The 24,123-nt window shown below is 37.2% G+C and carries 28 protein-coding genes and 1 tRNA gene; 23 read left to right on the top strand and 6 right to left on the bottom strand.

Annotation, left to right across the window (positions count from 1 at the left end; all coding sequences use genetic code 11):
- Window positions 1-4 precede the first annotated feature (4 nt).
- The 3 genes from recJ to AC6UDA_RS04380 all read left to right on the top strand — a co-directional run bounded on the left by recJ (window position 5) and on the right by AC6UDA_RS04380 (window position 3,026).
- Entirely contained in the window at window positions 5-2,320 is a 2,316-nt protein-coding gene (gene recJ / locus AC6UDA_RS04390) for a single-stranded-DNA-specific exonuclease RecJ (protein ID WP_500711080.1), read from the top strand.
- A gap of 23 nt (window positions 2,321-2,343) precedes the next feature.
- Window positions 2,344-2,865 carry an adenine phosphoribosyltransferase gene (locus AC6UDA_RS04385; protein WP_500693880.1) on the top strand — a complete coding sequence of 174 codons (522 nt, stop codon included), beginning with the start codon at window positions 2,344-2,346 and terminating at the stop codon, window positions 2,863-2,865.
- 72 nt (window positions 2,866-2,937) lie between these two features.
- A tRNA-Ser gene (locus tag AC6UDA_RS04380) sits at window positions 2,938-3,026 on the top strand.
- Between the two features lie 74 nt (window positions 3,027-3,100).
- On the opposite strand, the gene AC6UDA_RS04375 is transcribed toward AC6UDA_RS04380, so the two are convergent.
- A complete protein-coding gene (locus tag AC6UDA_RS04375) occupies window positions 3,101-3,727 on the bottom strand; it encodes a helix-turn-helix domain-containing protein (protein ID WP_500695563.1) in 627 nt (208 codons plus the stop codon).
- Window positions 3,728-4,003: 276 nt separating this feature from the next.
- Between AC6UDA_RS04375 and AC6UDA_RS04370 the strand changes: the two genes are divergently transcribed.
- Entirely contained in the window at window positions 4,004-4,216 is a 213-nt protein-coding gene (locus tag AC6UDA_RS04370) for a helix-turn-helix domain-containing protein (RefSeq protein WP_500693872.1), read from the top strand.
- Window positions 4,217-4,364: 148 nt separating this feature from the next.
- Here AC6UDA_RS04370 and arsC read toward each other — a convergent pair whose 3' ends face one another.
- On the bottom strand, window positions 4,365-4,784 hold the full coding sequence (gene arsC, locus AC6UDA_RS04365; protein WP_500711135.1) for an arsenate reductase (thioredoxin): 420 nt from the start codon (window positions 4,782-4,784) through the stop codon (window positions 4,365-4,367).
- A 243-nt stretch (window positions 4,785-5,027) separates the two neighbouring features.
- Between arsC and AC6UDA_RS04360 the strand changes: the two genes are divergently transcribed.
- A complete protein-coding gene (locus tag AC6UDA_RS04360; RefSeq protein WP_500693871.1) occupies window positions 5,028-6,395 on the top strand; it encodes an FAD-dependent oxidoreductase in 1,368 nt (455 codons plus the stop codon).
- Between the two features lie 40 nt (window positions 6,396-6,435).
- On the opposite strand, the gene AC6UDA_RS04355 is transcribed toward AC6UDA_RS04360, so the two are convergent.
- Window positions 6,436-6,693: a hypothetical protein gene (locus AC6UDA_RS04355; RefSeq protein WP_500711078.1), complete on the bottom strand. Its 258-nt coding sequence runs from the start codon at window positions 6,691-6,693 to the stop codon at window positions 6,436-6,438.
- Window positions 6,694-6,810: 117 nt separating this feature from the next.
- Between AC6UDA_RS04355 and AC6UDA_RS04350 the strand changes: the two genes are divergently transcribed.
- The 10 genes from AC6UDA_RS04350 (at window position 6,811) to AC6UDA_RS04305 (ending at window position 16,447) form a co-directional block, all read left to right on the top strand.
- Entirely contained in the window at window positions 6,811-7,599 is a 789-nt protein-coding gene (locus tag AC6UDA_RS04350; RefSeq protein WP_500711076.1) for an alpha/beta fold hydrolase, read from the top strand.
- A gap of 161 nt (window positions 7,600-7,760) precedes the next feature.
- Window positions 7,761-8,951, top strand: a complete 1,191-nt coding sequence (locus tag AC6UDA_RS04345; protein ID WP_500711074.1) for an NAD(P)-dependent malic enzyme — start codon at window positions 7,761-7,763, stop codon at window positions 8,949-8,951.
- Between the two features lie 11 nt (window positions 8,952-8,962).
- Window positions 8,963-9,931: an AEC family transporter gene (locus AC6UDA_RS04340; protein ID WP_500693867.1), complete on the top strand. Its 969-nt coding sequence runs from the start codon at window positions 8,963-8,965 to the stop codon at window positions 9,929-9,931.
- A gap of 24 nt (window positions 9,932-9,955) precedes the next feature.
- Window positions 9,956-11,008, top strand: a complete 1,053-nt coding sequence (gene citC / locus AC6UDA_RS04335; RefSeq protein WP_500693866.1) for a [citrate (pro-3S)-lyase] ligase — start codon at window positions 9,956-9,958, stop codon at window positions 11,006-11,008.
- Entirely contained in the window at window positions 10,998-11,291 is a 294-nt protein-coding gene (gene citD, locus AC6UDA_RS04330; protein WP_500693865.1) for a citrate lyase acyl carrier protein, read from the top strand. The genes citC and citD overlap by 11 nt, the downstream gene beginning before the upstream one ends.
- Window positions 11,291-12,205 carry a citrate (pro-3S)-lyase subunit beta gene (gene citE / locus AC6UDA_RS04325; RefSeq protein WP_500699429.1) on the top strand — a complete coding sequence of 305 codons (915 nt, stop codon included), beginning with the start codon at window positions 11,291-11,293 and terminating at the stop codon, window positions 12,203-12,205. The genes citD and citE overlap by 1 nt, the downstream gene beginning before the upstream one ends.
- Before the next feature lie 28 nt (window positions 12,206-12,233).
- Complete coding sequence (gene citF / locus AC6UDA_RS04320) at window positions 12,234-13,733, top strand: citrate lyase subunit alpha (protein WP_500699554.1); 1,500 nt, start codon at window positions 12,234-12,236, stop codon at window positions 13,731-13,733.
- A 60-nt stretch (window positions 13,734-13,793) separates the two neighbouring features.
- Window positions 13,794-14,336 (top strand): citrate lyase holo-[acyl-carrier protein] synthase, encoded by a 543-nt coding sequence (citX, locus tag AC6UDA_RS04315; protein ID WP_500693863.1) that lies wholly within the window; start codon window positions 13,794-13,796, stop codon window positions 14,334-14,336.
- Window positions 14,329-15,216, top strand: coding sequence for a triphosphoribosyl-dephospho-CoA synthase CitG (gene citG, locus AC6UDA_RS04310; protein WP_500711072.1), 888 nt, complete (start codon window positions 14,329-14,331; stop codon window positions 15,214-15,216). The genes citX and citG overlap by 8 nt, the downstream gene beginning before the upstream one ends.
- A gap of 46 nt (window positions 15,217-15,262) precedes the next feature.
- The gene (locus AC6UDA_RS04305) at window positions 15,263-16,447 is read left to right on the top strand and encodes a hydroxymethylglutaryl-CoA synthase (protein ID WP_500696623.1); all 1,185 of its coding nucleotides are present in this window, start codon (window positions 15,263-15,265) and stop codon (window positions 16,445-16,447) included.
- A gap of 12 nt (window positions 16,448-16,459) precedes the next feature.
- On the opposite strand, the gene lexA is transcribed toward AC6UDA_RS04305, so the two are convergent.
- Window positions 16,460-17,095, bottom strand: a complete 636-nt coding sequence (lexA, locus tag AC6UDA_RS04300) for a transcriptional repressor LexA (protein ID WP_500693860.1) — start codon at window positions 17,093-17,095, stop codon at window positions 16,460-16,462.
- A gap of 147 nt (window positions 17,096-17,242) precedes the next feature.
- On the opposite strand from lexA, the gene AC6UDA_RS04295 reads away from it, so the two are divergent.
- Together AC6UDA_RS04295 and AC6UDA_RS04290 are read left to right on the top strand one after the other, a co-directional pair.
- Window positions 17,243-17,494 carry a DUF896 domain-containing protein gene (locus tag AC6UDA_RS04295; protein WP_500696624.1) on the top strand — a complete coding sequence of 84 codons (252 nt, stop codon included), beginning with the start codon at window positions 17,243-17,245 and terminating at the stop codon, window positions 17,492-17,494.
- A gap of 69 nt (window positions 17,495-17,563) precedes the next feature.
- A complete protein-coding gene (locus AC6UDA_RS04290) occupies window positions 17,564-17,782 on the top strand; it encodes a YneF family protein (RefSeq protein WP_500693858.1) in 219 nt (72 codons plus the stop codon).
- A gap of 12 nt (window positions 17,783-17,794) precedes the next feature.
- On the opposite strand, the gene AC6UDA_RS04285 is transcribed toward AC6UDA_RS04290, so the two are convergent.
- On the bottom strand, window positions 17,795-18,439 hold the full coding sequence (locus AC6UDA_RS04285; RefSeq protein WP_500693857.1) for a lysophospholipid acyltransferase family protein: 645 nt from the start codon (window positions 18,437-18,439) through the stop codon (window positions 17,795-17,797).
- 96 nt (window positions 18,440-18,535) lie between these two features.
- Here AC6UDA_RS04285 and AC6UDA_RS04280 point away from each other — a divergent pair, with 96 nt between their 5' ends.
- From AC6UDA_RS04280 to AC6UDA_RS04270, 3 genes are read left to right on the top strand one after another with little or no spacing between them, the layout of a single operon-like run.
- Entirely contained in the window at window positions 18,536-19,276 is a 741-nt protein-coding gene (locus tag AC6UDA_RS04280; RefSeq protein WP_500696625.1) for a tRNA1(Val) (adenine(37)-N6)-methyltransferase, read from the top strand.
- Complete coding sequence (locus AC6UDA_RS04275; RefSeq protein ID WP_500693855.1) at window positions 19,266-19,547, top strand: GIY-YIG nuclease family protein; 282 nt, start codon at window positions 19,266-19,268, stop codon at window positions 19,545-19,547. Before AC6UDA_RS04280 ends, AC6UDA_RS04275 begins: the two co-directional genes overlap by 11 nt.
- 46 nt (window positions 19,548-19,593) lie before the next feature.
- Window positions 19,594-20,595, top strand: coding sequence for a D-2-hydroxyacid dehydrogenase (locus AC6UDA_RS04270; protein ID WP_500693854.1), 1,002 nt, complete (start codon window positions 19,594-19,596; stop codon window positions 20,593-20,595).
- Between the two features lie 41 nt (window positions 20,596-20,636).
- On the opposite strand, the gene AC6UDA_RS04265 is transcribed toward AC6UDA_RS04270, so the two are convergent.
- Window positions 20,637-21,335, bottom strand: coding sequence for an HAD family hydrolase (locus tag AC6UDA_RS04265; protein WP_500711070.1), 699 nt, complete (start codon window positions 21,333-21,335; stop codon window positions 20,637-20,639).
- Window positions 21,336-21,555: 220 nt separating this feature from the next.
- Between AC6UDA_RS04265 and rpsB the strand changes: the two genes are divergently transcribed.
- The 3 genes from rpsB to pyrH all read left to right on the top strand — a co-directional run bounded on the left by rpsB (window position 21,556) and on the right by pyrH (window position 24,123).
- Complete coding sequence (rpsB, locus tag AC6UDA_RS04260) at window positions 21,556-22,311, top strand: 30S ribosomal protein S2 (protein ID WP_500693852.1); 756 nt, start codon at window positions 21,556-21,558, stop codon at window positions 22,309-22,311.
- 80 nt (window positions 22,312-22,391) lie between these two features.
- On the top strand, window positions 22,392-23,273 hold the full coding sequence (gene tsf / locus AC6UDA_RS04255) for a translation elongation factor Ts (protein WP_500693962.1): 882 nt from the start codon (window positions 22,392-22,394) through the stop codon (window positions 23,271-23,273).
- Between the two features lie 127 nt (window positions 23,274-23,400).
- Window positions 23,401-24,123, top strand: a complete 723-nt coding sequence (gene pyrH / locus AC6UDA_RS04250; RefSeq protein ID WP_500695573.1) for a UMP kinase — start codon at window positions 23,401-23,403, stop codon at window positions 24,121-24,123.

Below are 24,123 nucleotides of genomic sequence, written 5' to 3'. Positions count from 1 at the left end.
ATATTTGCTTTCTTCAAAGTATAATTGGGAGCTAAAACAAAATAATCTTAACCAAGATGCTGTTAATCAACTAGCTAATGATTTGGGACTTGAACCGTTAGTTGTTAGCTTACTGTTTGAACGTGGTTATGATAATGTCGATAAGATTCAACATTACTTAAACCCGGATACTAGTGACTTAAACGATCCCTTTTTAATGCATGATATGCAAAAAGCGGTTGAACGGATTGAATTGGCAGTTGAAAACGGTGAACAAATTACCGTTTATGGGGATTATGATGCTGACGGACTTACTAGTACCGCCATTTTATATGAAACGCTAGTCGAGATGGGAGCGGAAGTTCGTTATTATATTCCTAATCGGTTTAAAGATGGATACGGTCCAAATGTGAAGGCCTTTCAAAAAATTATTGATAGTGGAACTTCGTTAATTGTTACTGTTGATAATGGAGTTGCTGGCTTTGATGCAATTGAGGAAGCTAATAAATTGAGTTGTGATGTGATTATTACCGATCATCACGAATTACCAGAAAAGTTGCCAAACGCCTATGCAATCGTTCACGCTCAGTTGGGCGATCCTAAATATCCGTTTCAGTATCTTTCTGGAGCTGGAGTATCTTTTAAGTTGGCGACGGCATTAATGGATGAAATTCCTCAAGATAAACTAGATTTAGCCGCAATCGGAACGGTTGCTGACTTAGTATCGTTAACTGGAGAGAATCGGGCACTCGTTCAGTTTGGATTAAATGTCATTCACTTGACGGTGCGACCTGGATTAAAAGCCCTTATTAAACGATCTGGAATTGATTTGGAAAAAGTTGATGAACAAGATATTGGGTTTAACATTGCTCCTAGATTAAATGCACTTGGACGGATGGGTGACGCCAATATGGGCGTTGATCTGCTTACTACGGTTGACGACGAGCAAGCTAATGAACTAGCTAAGAAGACTGAGCAAAAAAATGATCAGAGGAAGTTACTGGTTAGTTCAATTACGGACGAGGCAATCGCTCAAGCTGATTCACCTGAGAATAAGAAGAGAGAAACCCTTTTAATTGTGGGAAAGGATTGGCATACTGGAGTTTTAGGTATTGCAGCTAGTCGAGTTAAAGATAAATTTCATAAGCCGACGGTTGTTGTCAGTGTTGATGACCAAAATAAGATCGCCAAGGGATCCGGAAGAAGTGTCAAAGGATTTGATCTTTTTAAAGCCTTAGATAGTGAACGCGATCTGATGGATGCATTTGGTGGACATGCGATGGCAGTTGGATTAACGGTTCCAGCTGATAATTTAAAAACACTAGCTGAGCGGTTTGAACGGTCAGCAGCAAAACAGCAGGTTGATTTATCACAAAAGCCAACTTTAAAAATTGATTTTAAAGTTACTCCAGATGAAATTGATCAAAAGTTATTTCAACAAATTCAAACTTTGAGTCCATTTGGGACTGATAATGAATGCCCCCGATTTGACGTTGATCCGATTGCTTTAACTAATGTTCAGGCAATTGGGAAAGCCCATGATCACCTTAAATTTCAAGCTGTTGGCAATCATTCACGGATTTCTGCAATTGACTTTGGGATGGGTGATGTTGCTACTGAAGTTTCTAAATTGTCAGCTAATATTAACGTAGCAGCGACCTTGAATGAAAATGAGTGGAAGGGTCGTACTAATCTTCAGTTGATGGTTGATGATCTTAAAGTTGACGGAACCGTTGTTATTGACAAACGGACCACTACCTTAACTAAGTCAATGTTTGTAAATGCGGGAACGTATATTTTCTTTCATCGTAACTTGTATCAACAATTAAAATCATATGTTGGTAAGAATTCTAAAGCTATGCTTGCTTCGGATGTTAAAAAAGATATTACGAATGGGGTAGTTTATCTTGTTGATTGTCCTGAAACACTTGGTGAATTAAAAGGCGCTGTTAATCATTTCCAAAATCCTGAAATTATATTGTATTTATATAAAAAGAATCATATTTTAAATTTAGGGATGCCAGAACGTTCACAGTATGCTAAACTATTTAAGTTCGTTGAAACTAATAAAAATGTGCAAATTTCAAAGAATGTTGGTGAGGTTGCAAACCATTTGCAGGTTTCAACCAATATTCTGGTTTTCATGTTGCAGGTATTTAATGAACTGGGATTTATCACCATTCAAGATGGAATTTTGAATGGAATCAGTAATCCAAACAAGCAAAGCTTGTCAACTTCTCCCACATACCAATTGCGAGAAGAACAATTAAAGGTAGAAGATGCTCTTTTTAACGTTTCCCCAAGTGATTTGGTGAAAATAATTAATAAGATTGGGAACTGATAATAAGAAAGGAAGTATTTTTTATGGTCCTTAATTTAAAGGATTATGTAGCAAGTTATCCTAATTTTCCAGAGCCAGGTGTAACTTTTCGAGATATTTCTCCATTACTAGAAAGTGGCGAAGCATATCGTCAAGCTACTGACGAAATTGTCAACTATGCTAAGGGCAAGAACATTGATATGATTGTTGGTCCCGAAGCGCGTGGTTTTATTGTGGGATGTCCCGTTGCCTATGAACTTGGAATTGGTTTTGCACCTGCAAGAAAAAAAGGGAAGTTACCTGGCAAGACTGTCAAAGCTACATATGGCTTGGAATACGGTCAGTCATCGCTTTATTTGCATGATGATGCGATTAAACCAGGTCAGAGAGTTCTTGTGACTGATGATTTGCTAGCTACAGGTGGTACCATTGACGCTACCATTGAGTTAGTCAAAGATCTTGGTGGAGTAGTAGTTGGAACGGCTTTTATTGTCGAATTAATGGACTTAAAGGGTCGCGATAAGATTAAAGACTATGATATTCTCAGTCTGATTAAATATGATTAAGTTTTAAATTAAAAACACTTCTCAAGTTGATTATCGGTTCTTTTATGATTATACTTAAGTGGTGTTAATTTTGGCGAGTTGGCAGAGTGGTAATGCACCGGACTCGAAATCCGGCGAACCGGTTTATAGCCGGCGCGCAGGTTCAAATCCTGTACTCGCCTTTATAAGTAGTATTACAAAACAAAAAGACTATCAAAACTTGTAATTTTGGTAGTCTTTTTGTGTTATTGAGCTTTTATAATTCAGATTGCATCCGGATTGCTTTTCCAATGATTTTGCCTGGATTATCTTTATTCAAGATAATCGGTGGGTACTCCTTATTATCAGGAACTAAGACGGTTTGGTCTTTTTGAGTACTAATCCTTTTAAGAGTAGCTTCGTCGTTATCGTTTAATAGGACAGCGGCAATTTCACCATTCTCCACCTCTGGTTGATAATGGATTAAAACGTACGATCCGTTTTGAATGGTAGGAGCCATTGAGTCTCCGTCACATTTTAACCAGAAATTCTCACCACTTGGCAGTCCTTCTTTTAAAGTTGGAAAGTACGCGGTAACGTTCTGTTCAGCAAAGATTGGTTTTCCGCAAGCAATGCTGCCAATAAGAGGAAGATCAATTGTCTCATTAGTTTTTGATTTAGCACTTGTACTATCATTGTGATAGTTAAGTTGATTAGTATTTCCTAATAGGTAATCGATCGACACTCCAAGTACTTTGGCGACTTTTCCAAGGCTTTTTGTACTAGGAGTTTTCTTGTTCCAAGTATAAATATTGTTAATCCCAATCCCAGCCTTCTGGGCCACTAACTGAAGTGACCATCCACGCATTCTTGAAAGTCTCTTTATTCGTTCAATTGTTGTCAAAATTGTTTCTCCTTTTCTGAAATTGGTGGTTAAAAAAGTTATTTCAAATAATAGAGAAAATCATTGACATTTTATTTTATATGATTGATAATTAATTTAGTTAAGTAATTGATCAGTCAGTCCAGAATAATATCAATGGTTAAAAGTATCTAAACTAGTTCCCACGAAGAAAATAGTTTAAATACAGTCCATTATTTTCATCATATTTACATTTTATTCCAAAGGATAGACATAGTCAATAACTTAATTAATAAATTGTGAAAGGAGGGATCAATAATGGCTAACGTTGAATTGGAACGTAATGCTCAAAGAGTATTTAAAAAGATCAAAGTTGCTTTAATTAACAAGGACTTGACTCAAGTTGATATGTCAAAAATTGTTGATGTCTCACCAGTTGAATTAAATCGGGCAATTCATGGTGAGATGAGTCCTAAATCTCAAAGAATTAGGAAGCAAATTTTTAAGTACCTAGATATCAAAGTTTCGTAATCTTCATTTGTTATCCATGTGATAAAAGAGCAGTAAGATAAACTAAATGTATTAATACTACTTGTTTTCACGTTTGTAATTAGTATTAGTATGTGTAGTGATAATAAGGCCTAGATCAGTTGCAGTAGTTGATCTAGGCCTTTGTCGTCTAATAATTAGTTTGTTTAGTTTCATCAACTGACAATTGTTTTACTAATTGGTCAATCTGATTGCGGACGATTCTAAAAGTTTCGATTACTTCCGGTTTGGATCCCTTCGCTTGTGCTGGATCCTTAAGTGGCCAGTGAATTTTCGTAACCGATTCTGGAGTAACCGGACACTTGTCCTTAGCATCTCCGCAAAGCGTAACGATTAAATCACACTTAACTAAATAACTTTTATCAATTAGCTTGGATGTGTTGTGAGAAATATCAATTCCACGTTCTTTCATCACCTTAACCGCAACTGGATTTAAACCATGAGTTTTTACTCCCGCACTTTTTATTTGCCAGTTTTGCGGGAAATATTTTTTGGCAAATCCTTCCGCCATTTGGCTTCGGCACGAGTTTCCCGTACACAAAAAATAAATTTTTTCATTTTAATTCATCCCTTAATAATTTATACGTCATGATACCAAAAGATGATGACTATGGATACTATTAGTAACTTATCTTATCGGTTATTAATTGCTTAACTTATGGGTAGTTCAATCAAATTGTGTGCAAATAATTTATTAAATATTGAACATTTTGTAGTCTCATTAGGTAATTGCGTGGTACTATAAAAATGTTCATAGAGAACGACAATTTAAAAATTGAAGGAGGAAGCAGATATGAAAGTAGCTGTAATTGGATCATCTCATGGTGGATTCGAAGCTGTCAGAGGAGTTTTAAAAGATTTTCCTGATGCTGACATCGAATGGTACGAAAAGGGAGACTTTGTATCTTTTCTATCTTGTGGAATTGAATTATATCTTCAAAACGTCGTAAAAGATGTTAACTCTGTAAGTTATGCAACTCCAGAAGGCATGGAAAAATTAGGTGTAAATGTTCACATTAATACTGAAATCACTGATATTGATCCTGAAGCTCACACGCTAACCGCTTTAAACGTTAACGATGGCAAAGAGAGCACTGAAAAATATGATAAATTAATTTTAAGTGTTGGTGCTAATCCATTCCAACTTCCAGTTCCAGGGAAGGAATTAGGTAATATATACGCAATGCGTGGACGTGATTGGGCCATTAAATTGAAGGAAGCTGAAGTTACTCCAGGCATCAACAACGTCACGGTTGTTGGTTGTGGATACATTGGGATTGAAGCAGCTGAATCATTCGCTAAGGCTGGTAAGCACGTTACCTTAGTTGATACTGGTAAAACCATTCTTCCTACTTACTTGGATCCAGAGTTTACTAAGATTCTTGAAGCTGAGCTTAAAAAGAACGGCGTAAAATTATCATTGAACCAAAGTGTTAAAGAATACGTTGGTGACGATGATGAAAACGTTTCTTCAGTTATTTCAACTAATGGTGACCAATGGGATGCTGATCTAGTGATTGAAACTGCCGGAATTCGTCCTGCTACCGATTGGCTTAAAGGTAAAGTTGATCTTGACGAAAAGGGCATGATCAAGACCGATGAATATCAAAGAACCAATCAACCTGATATTTTTGCTGTTGGTGATTCTACCGAGGTTACTTTTGCACCTACTGGCAAGAAGCAAATCATTGCTTTAGCTTCTAACGCTAGACGTCAAGGTCGCTCAGCTGCCATGAACCTGAACGATGAGAAGCGTAAGACTACTGAAGTTTCTGGTTCATCAGCACTTCATGTTTTTGATTACAAGTTTGCCTCAACTGGATTTAAGGATGTTACTGCTGAAAAAGCTGGCGTTGACGTTGAATCCGTCTTTGTTGTTGACACTGCGGTTCCTCCGTTTGTTCATGATGATAAGTTGAATGCAGAAGTCTACTTCAAGTTAACTTTTGATCCAAAGACTCGTGAAGTTGAGGGTGCTCAAATCATGTCGAAACGAGATGTAACTGCTAATATTAATACCATTTCATTAGCAATTCAACAACACATGACCGTTGATGACTTGGCATATGCTGACTTCTTCTTCCAACCAGGTTTTGACCGTCCATGGAATATCATGAACGTCGCAGCTCAAAAAGCACAAGATAAGTTAGATCACAAATAAAACCAAAGGGTCCGTTGACTTAATCAACAGACCCTTTTTATTACATACTTTTTGCTACTAGAATATCACCATTTGACAATTTGAACGTTTTATCAAAACCATTTAGATAAATAGTAGTACCTCGTTCTGGAAAATCTTCACTGGTCTTAGGAAGAAATTCAATTTCAAGTGAATGGCCATCTGGAGCCAGATTATCTAAGGTAGTTAATTTCATGACGTACTGATTGTCATCGTTAGCTTTAATGGTTTTAGTATCTGAATTTCCAGGTGCTGGAAATGTTAAAGTAATCCGTTTCATATCATCCCTTCTTTCGTAGTTATTATACTACCAATTGGTTTTTGGGATTAGTATGATTCTTTTGGCGAGAGAAGTGCTAACATATAAAATAAATCATAAAGAAAATGGTGAGTGATAATGAAATTCTATACTTCTGATAACGTTGAATTGGATTATGATGATGAGGGAAATAAAAGCAATCAACCCGTGATGATTCTTACCGGAATTGGGGGCTATAAAGAGATTTGGACCCTTACTGTCCAAAAATTAGTCGAAAGCGGTTTTAGGGTTATTAACGTGGATGCTAGAAATCAGGGGATGTCTGAGCGTACTAGTAAGGATGAACGGATGTCGCGCCATGCGATGGATTTATATGAGATTCAGAAGGAACTAAAATTAAAAGAACCAATCTTGCTTGGAAATTCAATGGGAGCAGCAACCATGTTTGCGTACGTTTCTTTGTTTACTGATAAGGGAATTAAGGCCATTGTAGACGTTGATCAGAGCCCTAAGATGATTGCGGATCGGTCATGGCCATACGGATTTAAGGCTTTAGACTGGAGTAATTTTCCTGAATTTTTGAAGCAGCCATTTGGACGTTCGACTTATAGTAAAATTAATGATCTTTTATATAGTAAGATTCAATCGTTAAAACAGGAGTATCCATATGACGCCGACTTAAACTATTCGTTGTTAGTGGATCATGCTTTTCAAGATTGGCGTGACATTTTGAGTGATTTGAAGGTTCCATTGATGATTATAGCGGGAAGAAAATCACCATTTTTTGATTATCACTTTGCAAAAGTTGCAGCTGGGATGGCTCATAATGGTCATTATCAGATTGTTGAAGATGCGGGGCATATTATTATGGCTGAACAGCCAGATGTGTTTAACGATATTTTGTTGAAGTTTGTGAAAAGAATATAATAAATCACAATGGTAAGAAATATCATCGTGTGAATTATTAGACTTAACCCTTCAATAGCGGTCTCACTTTAATGAGGTCGTTTTTTATTTGGGTTTGTTAAAGAGTGTTAACTTGGTTGACTTTACGCACTTTGGTTAATATAATCACAATGTAAGCGGATATGAGCAATCGTGTCTGCGTGAAAATAAAAACAATTGGAGGGGTTTACGTGGCTGATAATATTTATTCCATTCATGAAAAGCACACGGGAATGCTAGAAATGGAATCAGAATTTCCTGTAAAAAACCGTGAAGAACTTAGTGAAGCTTACACACCTGGTGTTGCTAAGATTTCCAAGGCCATTGAAAAAGACCCTAGTTTAAAGGACAAGTACACAATGAGTGGAAAGTTGCTTGCTGTTGTTACTGATGGTTCAGCAGTTCTAGGATTAGGTAACATCGGACCAGCTGCAGGGCTTCCGGTTGTTGAAGGGAAGGCTTTGTTATATAAAGACTTGGCCAATGTTAATGCGTTACCAGTTGCCATTGATCAGGAAGATGCCAAGAAAATGGCCACTCACATTAAAAGTATTCAAGATACCTTTGCTGGGATCCATTTGGAGGACATTGCGGCACCAAAATGCTTTGAGTTAGAGGATATCTTGAGTAAAACATTAGATATTCCGGTCTATCATGACGACCAAGAGGGAACTGCTATTGTAGTTTTGGCCGGATTAATCAACGCTAGTAAAGTAGTTGGTAAAGAGTTGAAAGATTTAAAGATCGTCGTCAATGGGGTTGGAGCATCTGGTGTCGCTACTGCCTCGTTGCTGGAGCACGTTGGCATTAAAAATATTACTTTGGTTGATATCGATGGCGTGGTTAAGCCAGATAGTGAGAACTATAATTCATATCAAACTGGACTTGCCCAATCCTTGAACGGAAAAAAAGGACAAACTCTGGATGATGTAATTGATGATCAGGATGTTTTTATCGGTCTGTCAGATGCTAATGTTTTAAGTACTAGTCAAGTTAAAAGAATGGCAAAGGATCCGATTGTCTTTGCGCTTGCTAATCCAGTTCCGGAAATTCTTCCACAAGACGCTAAAGCTGGTGGTGCTAAAGTGATTGCGACTGGATCTAGTAAGTATCCAAATCAAGTTAATAATATTTTGGTTTTCCCAGGTCTGTTCAAAGGACTTTTAAAGAGTGGAATTAAAAAGGTTACATACCAAATTGAGGAAGTTGTTGCTGACGCGTTAGCCAGCATGATTCCTGATCCTACTCCAGATAAAATTGTCCCTGGGGTTTTTGATGAAAATGTTGTTAAAACAGTCACAAATTCAATTATAAAATATGGTGAAAAAGGATAAGAGGTGCAATTATGGCAATATTTATTACATCAATCCAGAGTGTGCTAGCGATTGTAATTATGATTGCAGTTGGTTATGTAACACAAGGACTTGGATGGTTTAAAGAATCATTTTCCGGTTCAATCTCAAAGATTATTATGAAAGTTGCTTTACCATGTTCTATTTTTGTGGCAATGCTTAAATATTTTCATCCAGAACAACTAGCTAATTTGTCAACTGGATTAATCTATGTTGTGCTTGCTATCCTTTTAGGCTACGTTATTTCATGGATTGAAGTTAAGTTATTTAGAGTTAAAAAGGGTCGAAGAGGACTGATGATGACCGGTATTAACGGTGCTAATACCGTTTTTATTGGAATGCCCTTAAACGTTGCTTTATTTGGTGAGATATCAGTCCCTTATTTACTTGTTTACTATATTGTAAATACGATCATTATTTGGACGTTAGGTGTTTGGGTAATTGCTGCAGACGATCCAACCGCTAAAGATGGTTCCAAAGCTAAATTTGATTGGCACCATTTGATTCCGGCTCCATTATGGGGATTCATTGTTGCCATTCCATTTTTGTATATTCCATGGCTTCAGGAACATTTATTGGTTAATTTTGTCCAAACAACCTTAACTGATTTGGGGGCACTGGTTACTCCACTTGCATTAATCTATATTGGAATTATGTTGAGATCATTTGGTCTTAGAAACATGCATTTTGATAAAGATGTCATTTTGACTTTAGCAGGCCGTTTCGTGATTTCACCATTAGTCATGGCTGCAATTATTTTTGTTGGGTTCAAACTCGGAGCATCAATGGTTCCAACCTTCTCCAAGACTTTGATTGTTCAAGCTGCTACGCCTTCACTTGCAGTTCTGCCAATTTTGGCACAAACTTATCATGGTGACGTTAAGTTTGCTACAAACGTGGTTGTATCTACCTCAGTCCTCTTTATCATCGTAATTCCGATTATTATGTTAATCATGGGTTAGTAGAAACGGGAGATTATTGAGGATATGAATATTGAGACTAGAGAAATTAATTTAGAGGTTCCTGACCAATTTAATCAGTGGAGAGATTTTTTGAAATCACTTGGCATCGCCAATTTTTCTGGTGATGAGGTTGATCCCTTAGATTATACCGTTGGACTTTTTGATGGGAATAAATTAGTTGGTACTGGTTCATATTCTGGAAACATTTTGAAGTACATTGGTGTTTGTCATAAGTACACTGAAAATGGGGTTTATTTTAACAAGGTAATTTCGAATCTTTTAACAAGTTTGGGACAACGTGGAGTCTTTCATGTCTTTGTCTTTACAAAACCAATGTATGCGGAAAGTTTCGAACACGTTGGGTTTAAGGAACTCGTTCAAAGTGATGATGCGGCCTTTTTAGAGACCGGTGATTATAGTATTACTGATTATCTTAAAAGTCTGCCTAAGGTTAATAAAGCTGATAATAATGCCGGGATTGTCATGAATGCTAATCCTTTTACCGATGGTCATCGATATTTGGTTGAAAAAGCGTCAGAAGTTAGTGATAACGTTTACGTATTTGTTGTAAGTACTGATAAATCACTGTTTACGTCACAAGAACGATTAAAACTTGTTCAAGAGGGCGTTTCTGACTTAAAGAATGTGATGGTTGTTCCGGGTGGCGATTACTTAGTAAGTTATGCCACTTTTCCTTCGTATTTTTTGGGGGCACAAGCAGACAAGGTGCGGTATCAGACAACCATTGATGCATTAATCTTTAAAGATTGGATTGCCAAAGATCTTGGCATTAACGTTCGGTTTCTTGGAACGGAGCCAAATTCCAAAACGACCTCAATCTATAATCAAATTTTAGAAAAGGTTCTCCCGCCTGAAGTCAAAGTTAAAGTTATTAAACGAGATCAGGATGAAGCCGGAAAAGTGATTTCGGCCAGAACGGTTCGGATGGCCATTAAGAATGGTGAGTTAACATCAATTAAAGGGATTGTCCCAAAAACAACTTACGAGTTTATTACCAAACATATGGATTCGTTACAGGAAAGAATTAAGAAGGGAATGAAGATCAATGGGAATTAATAAAACGGCAATGGATGGAACGCTGGAATCTTCTGACATTCAGATCACAGTCAGTAAGGGTACTAACGGAATCCAAATTAATCTTGAATCTGATGTTAAGAAACGGTTTGGTGATGATATTATTGCTACCATTAAGGAAGTTGTTAACAAATTTGAATTAGATAATGTCAATATTAAGGCAGTTGACCAGGGAGCTTTAGATTGCGTAATTAAAGCTCGAACGATTACCGCAATTCAACGGGCCATGGGCGACAGCGAACAACCAGCATGGGAGGCACTATAATGGCTGAAAATGGTGAACGACTCAGAAGAACGATGATGTTTGTTCCAGGTAACAATCCAGGGATGATCAAAGATGCTGGGATCTATGGCGCCGATTCAATCATGTTTGATCTTGAAGACTCAGTTTCGTTAGCGGAAAAAGATTCTGCAAGAAACTTAGTTTATGAGGCTTTAAAAACGGTTGATTATGGTGATGCAGAATTAGTTGTTAGAACTAATGGACTCGACACTGACTTCTTTGAAGCTGACGTCAAAATGATGGTTAAGGCTGGCATCGATGTTATTAGAATTCCTAAAACTGAAAGTGCGGCAATGGTTGAAGAGATGGAGAGTCTAGTTGTTGACGCTGAAAAGGAGTTCAACATTCCAGTTGGAACCACTCATTTAATGGCTGCAATTGAGAGCGCTGAAGGTGTCATGAATGTACTTGAGATTGCTAAAGCCTCTGATCGCATGATTGGGATTGCTTTATCGGCGGAAGATTACACAACGGATTTAAAAACACACCGTTATCCAAATGGCTTGGAACTACAGTTTGCCAGAAATATGATTTTAAATGCTGCTAGAGCAGCTGGTATCGCCGCTTTTGATACGGTTTACACCGATGTTGATAATGTGAAGGGATTCTTGGCAGAAACCGAGTATATTCATGAGTTGGGTTACGACGGAAAATCAGTTATTAATCCACGCCAAATTCCTTTGGTAAACCAAGTTTATGCCCCAAGTGAAGATGAAATTAAGAATGCTGAAAATGTACTTGCTGCGATTGAAAAAGCAAGAAAAGCTGGCTCAGGAGTTATCTCAATGAACGGACAGATGGTTGATAGACCAGTTGCACTTAGAGCTGAGAGAGTTATGAAACTAGCTAAAGCTTCTGGCTTGATTGATAAGGAGGGTCATTACATTGGAAAATAAATTAGGTCGTAATTTACCCGATAAATTAATGAATGAACTGCACTTTAAACCATTTGAAACTACTAAGATTGGTAACCCGGTCTTTCAAAGAACGGCTCCTAAAGTCCAAGTTCAAGATGGACATGATAAATTAAAGGATGATTTAAAGCAGGTTGTTAAAGATAACGTGAAGGATGGGATGACCATCTCATTTCATCACCATTTACGTAATGGTGATTACATCTTTAATCTTGTGATGAAGGCGATCATGGACCTTGGAATTAAAGATCTAACTTTAGCACCTTCTTCATTGACTGGCGTCATGAATGATATGGCAATTAAAGCCATCAAGAATGGAACCGTTACTAACATCACCACATCCGGAATGCGTGGCTCATTGGGTGACGAAGTTTCTCATGGAATTCTTAAAAATCCAGTGATTTTCAGATCCCATGGAGGCCGTGCTCGTGCTATTGAAAACGGTGATATCAAAATTGATGTTGCCTTTTTAGGGGTTCCTAATTCAGACCGTTGTGGTAACGCTAATGGAATGGAAGGTCCCGCCGCATTTGGTTCACTAGGGTATGCGTTAATGGACGCAGCCTATGCTAATAAAGTCGTTTTATTAACTGATAATGTGGTGGACTATCCCAACACCCCTGCCTCAATTCGACAAACACAAGTCGATTATGTCGTTAAGGTGGATAAAGTTGGTGATCCTAATAAAATTGGCTCTGGCGCTACTCGTTTCACTAAGGATCCAAAAGATTTGACCATTGCTAGAGCGGTCAATCAAGTAATTGTTAATTCACCGTACTTTAAAGATGGCTTCTCATTTCAGACTGGCTCTGGTGGAGCTGCCCTTGCCGTTACTCGTTACTTAAGACAAGCAATGCTTGATAATCATCTTCATGCCTCGTTTGGTTTGGGTGGAATTACTAAACCAATGGTTGATTTGCTTGAAGAGGGATTAGTTGATAAGTTAATGGATGTTCAAGACTTTGATAAAGCCGCTGCTGATTCAATGAAGAACAACAAAAATCAACAGGAAATTGATGCGTCATGGTATGCTGATCCTGATAATAAAGGATCAATGGTCGCTCAGTTAGACATTGCGGTCTTAAGTGCCTTGGAAATTGATACTGATTTTAACGTTAATGTGTTAACTGGTTCTGATGGCGTAATTAGAGGAGCGGTTGGTGGACATCAGGATGCTGCTACATCTAAGATGACAATCATCTGTGCTCCACTGGTACGAGGTCGCATTCCAACGGTGGTAGATCATATTAGTACAGCTGTTACTCCAGGGCAATCGATTGATGTCTTAGTAACCGAATTTGGAATCGCCGTTAATCCTAATCGTCCAGACCTGATTAAGCAATTTAAGGATGTTCCGAGTTTGCATGTATACAGCATCCAAGAATTAGCTGAAAAAGCTGAAAAGATCGTCGGCAAAGAAGAACCACTGAAGTATACTGATAAGACGGTTGGATTGGTTGAGTATCGGGATGGAACGATCATTGATTCAATTCGACAAGTAAAAGATTAATTTTAAAGACGGTGCTATCTGTAAGGCAGATGGAGCCGTTTTTTTAAGGAGTTTGATAAGTTGGAAGATAATATTTTTTTAACTGGGAAAGTGCAGGGGATCCCAGCTGTACTTGCTAACAAAGACAGACGGGCACACATACAGGCTCAATTAAAGGAGCAGTATCCAAGGGATACGATTGTGTCAATCAAGTTAAATATTCCGGGTCCCATCAAGAACAACCCACAAATCATGAACTTATTTGATGTTGGCTATAAGCGATTCTTTAAAACGCAGTTGTACAATATGAAAATTATCGATAAAATGGGGTGGAACACTGATGCGGGAAAAGAACGGTTTTTGGTGGTTGATGGTGATGGGCTTGTTTTGAAGAAACGAGCAATTCATTTTGAAGATCATGATCGTTTAGGACGTTTGTTTGATATTGACGTAATGGATCATAATCATTCTCATTACTCCCGGACTGATGTCAAAATGAGACCCAGAAGATGTCTGATTTGTGATCGAAATGCTAAAGAATGCGCTAGGAATCGTACTCATTCCGTGTCTGATTTGCAACGAAAAATTAGCGAGATATATTTTAGGAATGTCGGATATGAATAATGCGGTAATGGATTGGAAAGTTAAAATTTGTCAAAAAAATAAAACCGTTAACGCTGTGATGGAATCAATGTTAGATGAAGTTGTTTCTAATCCAAAACCAGGATTGGTTGATCCAGTTTCTCATAAATCTCATCCTGATATGGATGTCTTTACGTTCATTAACAGCATTATTACAATGCGTCCTTATTTTGAAACCGCTTTTTTACGAGGACAAAATTTTTTAAGTGATGACTTAAGTCAATTATTGAAGTTGATTCGACCTGATGGAATTAAAGCTGAAAAAAACATGTTTAGGGAGACTAACGGTGTCAATACCCATAAGGGTGCAATCTTCGTAATGGGAATTATTGTTGCAGCACTAGGCTATCTTTCTCAGTCCAAAGCTTCCTTTACACTTGGAGATATAATTAATGTAGAAAAAGCTATGACTGCTGGAATCGTTAAATCAGACTTTTCGCAGGTGAGAAGAAAATCTGCTAGCAAATTAACCGCTGGTGAGCACCAATTTTTAGAATATGGGATGACAGGAATTCGTGGAGAAGCCGAGGCTGGATTCAAAACTGTGACAGGTCATGGCTTGCCAGCTTTGGTCGCTTTTAATGGAAATAAAAATGAAAAGATTCTTCGGGCGTTACTTAACATTGTTGCTCATAGTCAAGATAGTAATTTGATTAAACGTGCTGGATCGCCTGAAATCGTTGAAAAGGTACACAGGCAGGTTACTTCAATTTTAAACACTGAAGCTTTTAATTCCGCTCTAATTAAAGAACAACTGGAAAAAATGTGTGAAAACTTTGATAATCAAGATTTAAGCTTAGGTGGTTCAGCTGATTTATTAATTTTAACCATCTTTTTTGGTAAGATAACTGATCATTTTTAAACATGAGTGACGTTTAGAAAATTAAATTGAAAATGGAGTGGTATTAGTGAAAGTTGGAATTGATAAAATTGGCTTTTATACCCCATCTTATTTTATTGATATGGTGGATTTAGCCAAAGCACGTGATGAAGATCCAAACAAGTATTTAATTGGGATCGGGCAAACTCAACAAGCTGTCATTCCCTCCACCCAAGATTCTGTTACGTTGGCAGCCAATGCTTCGAACCAAATTGTAAGTCAAGAAAATCGAGATAAGATTGATTTAATTATTTTTGGATCAGAAAGTGGAATTGATAACTCTAAGTCGGGAGCAATTTATGTTCAAAACCTGTTAAAACTGAGTTCACACGCACGAGCATTTGAAATTAAACAAGCCTGCTATGGAGCAACTGCAGGATTACAGATGGCTAAAGACTATGTTCACTTGCATCCCGATAAGCAGGCTTTAGTGGTTGGATCTGATATTGCTAGATACGGAGTTCAAACTGCTGGCGAGGTTACACAAGGTGGTGGAGCAGTTGCCATGACGGTGTCGAGTAACCCACGTATTATGACTATAAGCGATGATAGTAGTGTTTATTCTCAAGACATTATGGATTTTTGGCGGCCAATCGGAAAGACTGAGGCCCTTGTGGATGGACACTACTCAAATGATATTTATGAAAAATTTTTTAATGAAACCGTTCATGATTATTTAAAAAGACATGGTCTTACTTTTAATGATTTAAAGGCAATTGTTTTTCATTTACCTTACACTAAGATGGGGTTAAAAGCATTACGCCAAGTCCTTCCTGAAGTTTCAGTTAAGGAACAGGAAAAATTGTTAAGAGAATTTGAAGCTAGTCGGGTTTACAGTAAACGAGTTGGCAATTTGTATACCGGGTCACTATATTTGAGTCTTCTTTCACTTCTGGATAATTCTTCAGATTTAAGGGTAGGAGACCAAATTGGTGTGTTTAGTTATGGTTCTGGGGCTCAAGGAGAGTTTTATACAGGAATGCTACAAGATCACTTTAGGGATCAAAATCGGAGACAGTTAATGAATAATCTGTTAGACAGTCGAAAGAAATTATCAATTGAAGAGTATGAACAAATATTCAATGGTTTGCCTAGTCTTTTGGATGATAATTATGAATTGGATCTAAGTAATGATCCTGCTAAATTTGTCTTTTCTGGTGTTAAAGAAGGTAAACGTCAGTATTTAAATCAAGAAAAAAACCATTCACTTTGAAGTGAATGGTTTTTATTTAATGCCGATTCGATATAAACCGACAACTTTACCTAAGATGACTACGTTTTTTAAAATAATTGGTGCCATGTCATCATTTTCGGGTTGGAGTCTGAAATGGTCACTTTCTTTAAAGAATCGTTTGCAGGTGGCTTCGTTTTCGTCGTTCATGGCGATAACAATATCACCATTTTCAGCGGTATTTTGGCGTTTTACAATTACCTGATCACCGTCTAAAATTCCGATATTGATCATACTTGTACCACTAATGGTAAGCATGAAGAGTGAATCAGAACTTCGTTGGAGTTCGGTTGGAATCGGGAAATAATCAGTTGCGTCTTGAACCGCAAGAATTGGTTCTCCGGCAGCAACGGTTCCAAGTAAAGGCATCTCGTCCGGCTTTGATTCTTGAGAAACACCAAGATAGTTCATTCCATCAGAAGTAACTTCAAGGGCGCGCGGCTTAGTTGGATCCTTGATGATATAGCCCTTCTTTTCCAAACGAGCGAGATGACCATGGACCGTTGAAGTTGACGATAATCCAACGTGTTCGCCGATTTCTCGAACGGTTGGTGGGTATCCTTGATCACGAACTTGTTTCCAAATGTATTCGAGAATATCATGTTGTTTTGTTTGTGATGCTTGCGACATAAGGCACCTCTGTGCTTTCTAATTGGTTTTTAGCTAAAATAAGAATACCACAAAAACGGAATTTTGCAAACGTTTGTTCGTGTACAAATCCTTGTTTTCACGCTTTATTTCGTGATATTATGATATCAGATGAAGGGAGAGGTTAACATGGCTGAAGATAAAGAATTAGAAAAACTCATTCCAAGAATTAACGAATTATCTAAAAAATCAAAACACGAAGGTTTATCTGAAGACGAAAAAGAAGAACAGAAGAAGTTACGAAAAGAGTACTTAGATCGTTTCAAGGCTAATTTTAAAAGTCAGATTGAAATGACTAAGGTCTATGATAAAAAAGGGAACGAAATTACTTCAGACAAAGTCAAGGAATCTCAGCGAAAGAAAAATTTGCGAGACGATTGATTCCAATCTTTTCAAAACCTTGCTAATTGTGTAAAATAATAATAAAAGGCTTGAAGGGAGGTCAATGATTTGTCTACATGGATCTGGATTTTAATAGTGATTTTGGCTTTACTAGCTGGTGCACTAATTGGCTTCTTCGGTGCTCGTAAGTACATGGAAAAGTATTTGAAGGATAATCCACCAATCAACCAGGAACAACTTAAAGCGATGATGCTTCAGATGGGACAAAAGCCATCACAAAAGAAACTTAACCAAATGATGAACGCAATGAAACATCATCAAAATTAAAAAAACGTCGAATTACTTCGACGTTTTTTTATTATGCGGTTTTGATTCATCAATGTACACGTAGTTGGGATTAATTTCATCATCGAGCTTGTCAAATGCGGCTTGCATTTGATTTTCAATTAATTTTTGATTCTTATCATCCAATCTTTCTTTTTTGTTGATATAAATTGGATCACCAAAGTTAATTGAAACTTTCTGGCGTTTGAAAACTTCTTTGAGGGTCAATGGCCCCTGATAAACAACTGGTACCAGGGGCACTCCAGCTAGTTGGGCAATCAGTGCTGCACCGCCCTTGAGTTTTTTGGAATGCCTCGTACCAGACGGGAACATCATGAGTGATAGATTGGTTTTTCTCAGTGTTCTAACTGGAATTTTAATTGCTGAAATTCCTGGATTTGAACGATCAACCGAAAATACGTTGACGTGCCGCAAAAACCATCCCAGCATTGGATTTTTGAATAGTTCTTTTTTAGCCATGAAACACAACTGTTTAGGGCGAATTACCGTTGCAATTAGAATCATATCAAACCAACTCCGGTGGGGAGCAATTAACACGTAATTTCCGTCTGGGATACGATTCTTGTGCATCACATTCATTGGTCCATTTATAATTCTTAAAATGAATTGGCCAACTGTAAATAAAAACGAGTACCACAAAAGATTTTAAGCTCCTTTTTTTAAGATGTATAATTTAATAGTATATTATTAACGGTAAAAGTGACAAGTTAAATTTAAAAAATGGTGGTGAACTAGGTGAACTTGATTGGTGATGAACGAATTGACCAACTCTACAGTCAGGACATTAAAGTCATTCAAAGTCCAAGTGTGTTTTCATTTTCTTTGGATGCCGTAATGCTTGCTAATTTTGCTCAGCCTAAGATCAGTAAGAATAGTCTTTTGGTTGATTTATGTGCTGGTAATGGTGCCGTTGGTTTGTTTTTAAGCAAAAAAACACATGGTAAGATTGCCGAAGTCGAGATTCAATCACGTCTAAGTGATATGGCAACTAGGAGTGTTCAACTGAACGGCTTAGAGGATCAGATATCCGTTTATAATGATGATTTAGCTAATGCTACCACAATTTTTGGCAAAGATGAGGTTGATACTATTACGGTTAACCCTCCGTATTTTTCAAATCTTCCGACTAGTAAAAAAAATCCGAATGAATATTTAGCGATTGCAAGACACGAAGTAAAAACTAATTTGAAAAGTGTTATTAAAACTAGTAGTGAGCTTTTAAAAACTGGTGGGAAACTTTACATGGTTTATCGTCCTGATCGCCTACATGAGTTAATGAACTTAATGACTAACTTTCGACTAGCAATGAAGCAAATTCAATTTATTTACCCTAAAGAGGGAAAGAATTCTAACATGATTTTGGTATCTGCAATTAAAGATGGAAAAAATGCTGGTTTAAAAGTCGATTACCCGATTACGGTTTATGACCATGGTAGTTATTCAAAAGAGGTTAAAAAGATGTTGTATGGAAAGTAAAAGTTACTATATGTATGTCTTACTTTGTTGTGACGGGACGTTTTACGGTGGGTTTACCGATGACGTTTATCGTAGATTAGCGGTTCATCAAGCTGGGAAAGGGGCCAAATATACTAAAACTAGGCGACCTTTAAAGCTACTGTACTACGAAAAATTTAATGATAAAAGGAGTGCCATGAAAGCAGAATACGCTTTTAAGCATCAAACTCGGAGAAAAAAAGAATTTTTTCTAATTAGCCATGGAATTGACTCGACTCTTTGGGGTAATTAGTGGTTGGGTGTTATAATTATGGTGAAAAGAAAAGGGGGACTAAGTTATGAAAATCATTGCATATGGAATTAGAGACGATGAACGACCATACTTAGAACAATGGGATAAAGCTCATCCAGACATTGAAGTAAAAGCAGAATCAAAATTATTGGATAATGACACTGTCGACGAAGCAAAGGGATTTGATGGTGTGGTTGCATACCAGCAAAAGCCTTATACTGCTGATATTTTAGACAAATTAGCTAGTTTTGGCATTAAATCACTTTCACTTCGAAACGTTGGGGTGGATAATGTTGATGCTGATGCTGTTAAACGTGATGGCATTAATGTCACTAACGTTCCAGCTTATTCACCAGCTGCTATTGCTGAATTAGCGGTTACAGAAATGATGCGGTTACTTCGTCATACTAAAAAGTTTGAAGATAAGGAACGCCATGGTAACATGACCTGGGCTCCAGATATTGCTGACGAAATGAACAAGCAAACCGTTGGTGTCTATGCTACTGGGAGAATCGGACGCCAAGTTGTTAAAATCCTTCAAGGTTTTGGTGCCAAAGTGATTGCTTATGACCCTTATCCAAACCCTGAGCTCAAAAAAGAGGGAATTTACGTTGATACCCCTGAAGAATTGTATGCAAATTCTGATATTATAACTCTTCATGCCCCAGCATTAAAAGAAAATGATCATATGATTAATGATGATTCAATTGCGCAAATGAAAGATGGAATCAAAATTATCAATGCTGCCCGTGGAAGTTTAATTGATACTGATGCTTTGATTCGTGGCCTTGACAGTGGCAAGATCTCAGGAGCTGCTCTTGATGTGTACGAAAACGAAGTGGGTATTTTTAATGTTGATTTTGGAAGTTTTGATAAGATCCCAGATGACAGACTGAAGAACTTGATGAAACGGGATAATGTTTTAATCACTCCACACATTGCATTTTACACGAAGCCTGCGGTTAAGAACATGGTTCAAATTGCACTCGATTCAAACGTTCAATTGATTAAAAACGGTAAGTCCGATAACTCAGTTGAAGTTAAATAGGAAATCAAAATAAAAAGCGCCCTTCATATGAAGTGCGCTTTTTATTTTGATAGAGCCTTTAAAAGATCACAAAGTTCAGTTTGAGAAGTTACTGTTTGGTCAGGAACGAAGTTTGTTTCTGGAACAGACCTTTTGCGGTGATTGAACCAAAAGGCATGCCAACCAGCTCGCTTGGCTGAAATGATGTCACCAGTAAATGAATCGCCAATGTAAGCTACTTCGGATGGTCTGACATCTAATCTATGATTCATAACGGTAAAAATTTTAGGATCCGGTTTTAACATGCCAACTGACTCTGAAGCAATGATGTAATTAGGATCAATGTAATCATCTAATCCAAGGATCTTTAGTTCGTTATTTAAGAATTGACTGGATCCGTTAGCAATAATTCCAATTTTTAAATCATTTGACAACATTTGGATTGTCTTTAAAAGATCGTGATAAGATGAAATTTCTTTAATACAAGTTAGATAGTTTTTCTTAAAATGTTTAATTTCTTCTTTATCCGGATCAAGATCGTTAACACCATTTTTGATGTTTTGATAAACTAGTTCATTTTGCTTGTAAGTTCCAGACATTATATTGGAATAAACTAAGGGACTTTGAATTTGAAAATTTTTAAATGAAGTAGCTGAGTCAATAATTGGATGATTAGGGAACGTCTTAAAAAAGGCCTCTTCTGAAACCCGCTTTTGATCATACAATGTGTCGTCGACATCAAATACGACAGCTTTTATCATTTAAACTCCTCCTCAGATACATAGAACCGTAACACATTTTTAATATTATACGCAAGATTTGATTAAATCTCAAAATATTATTGTTATTTACGTTGATATTTTGTATACTGATCCTTGGTGTTAATTACCAATACACACCTAGAAGGTTTTGTAAGGCGGTGCTCATTTGAGTTCCTTGCATAATTCTAGGGAGGAAAAAACTTTTATATGGAGGCTAATTATGGCTGTAGTTACAATGAAACAATTACTTGAGGCTGGTGTTCATTTCGGTCACCAAACTCGTCGTTGGAATCCTAAGATGAAGAAATACATTTTTACTGAACGTAATGGTATTTATATCATCGATTTACAAAAGACGGTTAAGTGCATTGACCGTGCTTACAACTTTATGAAGGATGAAGCAGCAAATGATGCTGTAATTCTTTTTGTTGGTACTAAGAAACAAGCTCAAGATTCAATTGAAGAAGAAGCAAAACGTGCTGGTGTTTACTACGTTAACCATCGTTGGTTAGGTGGTACTCTTACCAACTGGAACACGATTCAAAAACGAATTAAGTACTTGAAGAAACTTAAAAAGATGGCTCAAGATGGCACTTTTGAACGTTTACCAAAGAAGGAAGTTGCTTTGCTTAAGAAGCAAACTGACAAACTTGAAAGATTCTTAGGCGGTATCGAAGATATGCCTAAGATTCCGGATGTAATGTTCATCGTTGATCCACATAAGGAACAAATTGCTTTGCATGAAGCTCAAAAGCTTAATATTCCGGTTGTAGCAATGGTAGATACTAATACTGATCCTGATGGAATTGATTATGTTATTCCTTCTAATGATGATGCAATTCGTGCCATCAGATTGATTACTTCAACAATGGCTGATGCTATTATTGAGGGTAAACAGGGTGAAGATGAAGTTAGCGAAAAAGATTTTGATAAAAATGCTGACCAAAAAGATGAAAAATCCGAAGAAACTAAATAATTAAAGTGATAGGCTGACTTTTGTTTAGACCCTTTTGGCCTAATTTAAGTCAGTTTTTTATTAAAACAAAGGAGATCACAATTATGGCAAAAGTAACTGCTAAACAAGTTAAAGAGTTACGTGACAAGACTAGTGCTGGTATGATGGATGCTAAGAAGGCTTTAGTTGCCGCCGATGGTGATGAAAAGAAAGCCATTGATATTCTTAGAGAAAATGGGGTTGCAAAGGCTGAAAAGAAGAGTGGAAAGGTGGCTGCCAGTGGCCTCACTCGAGTTGCTGTTCATGATAACAAGGCTGCGATCGTTGAAATTAACTCGCAAACGGACTTTGTTGCCAGCAATGATGACTTTAAGGATTTGATTGATGCTGTTGCTGATGCAATTGCTTTAAATCAGCCTAAAGATTTAGATGCAGCAATGAAACTTGAATTAAACGATGGAACCGTCGAAGATGCCATCATTAATACTACCCAAGTTACTGGTGAAAAAATCAAATTGCGTCGTTTCAAGACCTTTAATAAAAATGATGATGATAGTTTTGGCTTTTATCTTCATAATGGTGGAGAAATTGGTGCTTTGGTTGAACTTCAAGGTGGAGATGACAATACTGCTAAGGATGTTGCCATGCATGTTGCTGCTGAAAACCCAGAATTCTTAACTCAAGATGAAATTCCTTCAGATCGGTTGCAGCATGAACGTGAAGTTCTTAAAAAGGAAGCTTTAAGTGAGGGTAAACCTGAAAAGATCGTTGAAAAGATGGTTGATGGGCGTTTAAAGAAATTCTTAGCTCAAATTAGTTTAGCTGATCAACCTTTTGTTAAGGATCCTGATATGTCTGTTCAACAATATGTTGAATCAAATAATGGTAAACTAAAAGGCTTTGTTCGATATGAAGTTGGTGAAGGTATTGAACAAGATACTCAAAGTTTTGCTGATGAAGTTAAACAACAAATGAATCAATAATATTTCAGCAAAAAGTCAGTGTTAAATGCACTGGCTTTTTTGTTATACCTAACTTCAGGGCACTGTTGTTATACGTTAATATATGCTAAAATTATCGTAGTTAATTTATATTGTTGGAGGAAATCTGATGGCAGATTTAAAGTACAAACGGATCGTTTTAAAGTTAAGCGGTGAAGCTCTTGCTGGTGATAAAGGATTTGGAATTAATCCCCCCGTTATCAAGACGATTGCTGAAGAAATTAGAGATGTTTATAACTTAGGGATTCAAATTGCCATCGTTGTCGGTGGTGGAAACATGTGGCGTGGTGAAGCTGGTGAAGAAATGGGAATGGAAAGATCTCAAGCCGATTATATTGGGATGCTTTCGACCATTATGAACGGTTTAGCCTTACAGGATAACCTTGAATCAGTGGATGTTCCGACTAGGCTTCAAACATCGATTGAAATGAAGCAAATTGCAGAACCCTACATTCGGCGTAAAGCAGTTCGCCACTTAGAGAAGGGACGAATTGTGATTTTTTCCGGAGGTACTGGTAATCCGTACTTTTCAACTGATACTACGGCAGTCCTCCGTGCTGCTGAAATTGACGCTGATGCCATTTTAATGGCAAAAAACGGAGTTGACGGAATTTACTCAGCTGATCCTAAAACCGATCCCAATGCTAAAAAGTATGAGAAATTAACGCAAATGGATATCATTAACAAAGGCTTACATGTTATGGATACTACTGCAAGTTCACTTTCGATGGATAATAATATTCCGTTAGTGGTATTCAATTTAAATAAGCCTGGCAATATCAAGAAGGTTGTTCAAGGTGACAAAATTGGAACAATCGTGGAAGGAAAATAA

This window comes from Fructilactobacillus sp. X8R4C1, assembly GCF_059900905.1.
The sequence above is the reverse complement of the archived record's forward strand: the minus strand, read 5'-3'. Positions and strand labels throughout refer to the sequence as shown.

What these genes read in the sequence shown, in the direction of transcription:
- AC6UDA_RS04385 (WP_500693880.1), top strand. Translation starts at nt 2,344, where the DNA reads ATGGTCCTTAATTTAAAGGATTATGTAGCAAGTTATCCTAATTTTCCA.
- AC6UDA_RS04370 (WP_500693872.1), top strand. Translation starts at nt 4,004, where the DNA reads ATGGCTAACGTTGAATTGGAACGTAATGCTCAAAGAGTATTTAAAAAG.
- AC6UDA_RS04360 (WP_500693871.1), top strand. Translation starts at nt 5,028, where the DNA reads ATGAAAGTAGCTGTAATTGGATCATCTCATGGTGGATTCGAAGCTGTC.
- AC6UDA_RS04355 (WP_500711078.1), bottom strand. Translation starts at nt 6,693, where the DNA reads ATGAAACGGATTACTTTAACATTTCCAGCACCTGGAAATTCAGATACT.
- AC6UDA_RS04350 (WP_500711076.1), top strand. Translation starts at nt 6,811, where the DNA reads ATGAAATTCTATACTTCTGATAACGTTGAATTGGATTATGATGATGAG.
- AC6UDA_RS04345 (WP_500711074.1), top strand. Translation starts at nt 7,761, where the DNA reads ATGAGCAATCGTGTCTGCGTGAAAATAAAAACAATTGGAGGGGTTTAC.
- AC6UDA_RS04340 (WP_500693867.1), top strand. Translation starts at nt 8,963, where the DNA reads ATGGCAATATTTATTACATCAATCCAGAGTGTGCTAGCGATTGTAATT.
- citC (WP_500693866.1), top strand. Translation starts at nt 9,956, where the DNA reads ATGAATATTGAGACTAGAGAAATTAATTTAGAGGTTCCTGACCAATTT.
- citD (WP_500693865.1), top strand. Translation starts at nt 10,998, where the DNA reads ATGGGAATTAATAAAACGGCAATGGATGGAACGCTGGAATCTTCTGAC.
- citE (WP_500699429.1), top strand. Translation starts at nt 11,291, where the DNA reads ATGGCTGAAAATGGTGAACGACTCAGAAGAACGATGATGTTTGTTCCA.
- citF (WP_500699554.1), top strand. Translation starts at nt 12,234, where the DNA reads ATGAATGAACTGCACTTTAAACCATTTGAAACTACTAAGATTGGTAAC.
- citG (WP_500711072.1), top strand. Translation starts at nt 14,329, where the DNA reads ATGAATAATGCGGTAATGGATTGGAAAGTTAAAATTTGTCAAAAAAAT.
- lexA (WP_500693860.1), bottom strand. Translation starts at nt 17,095, where the DNA reads ATGTCGCAAGCATCACAAACAAAACAACATGATATTCTCGAATACATT.
- AC6UDA_RS04295 (WP_500696624.1), top strand. Translation starts at nt 17,243, where the DNA reads ATGGCTGAAGATAAAGAATTAGAAAAACTCATTCCAAGAATTAACGAA.
- AC6UDA_RS04275 (WP_500693855.1), top strand. Translation starts at nt 19,266, where the DNA reads ATGGAAAGTAAAAGTTACTATATGTATGTCTTACTTTGTTGTGACGGG.
- AC6UDA_RS04270 (WP_500693854.1), top strand. Translation starts at nt 19,594, where the DNA reads ATGAAAATCATTGCATATGGAATTAGAGACGATGAACGACCATACTTA.
- AC6UDA_RS04265 (WP_500711070.1), bottom strand. Translation starts at nt 21,335, where the DNA reads ATGATAAAAGCTGTCGTATTTGATGTCGACGACACATTGTATGATCAA.
- rpsB (WP_500693852.1), top strand. Translation starts at nt 21,556, where the DNA reads ATGGCTGTAGTTACAATGAAACAATTACTTGAGGCTGGTGTTCATTTC.
- pyrH (WP_500695573.1), top strand. Translation starts at nt 23,401, where the DNA reads ATGGCAGATTTAAAGTACAAACGGATCGTTTTAAAGTTAAGCGGTGAA.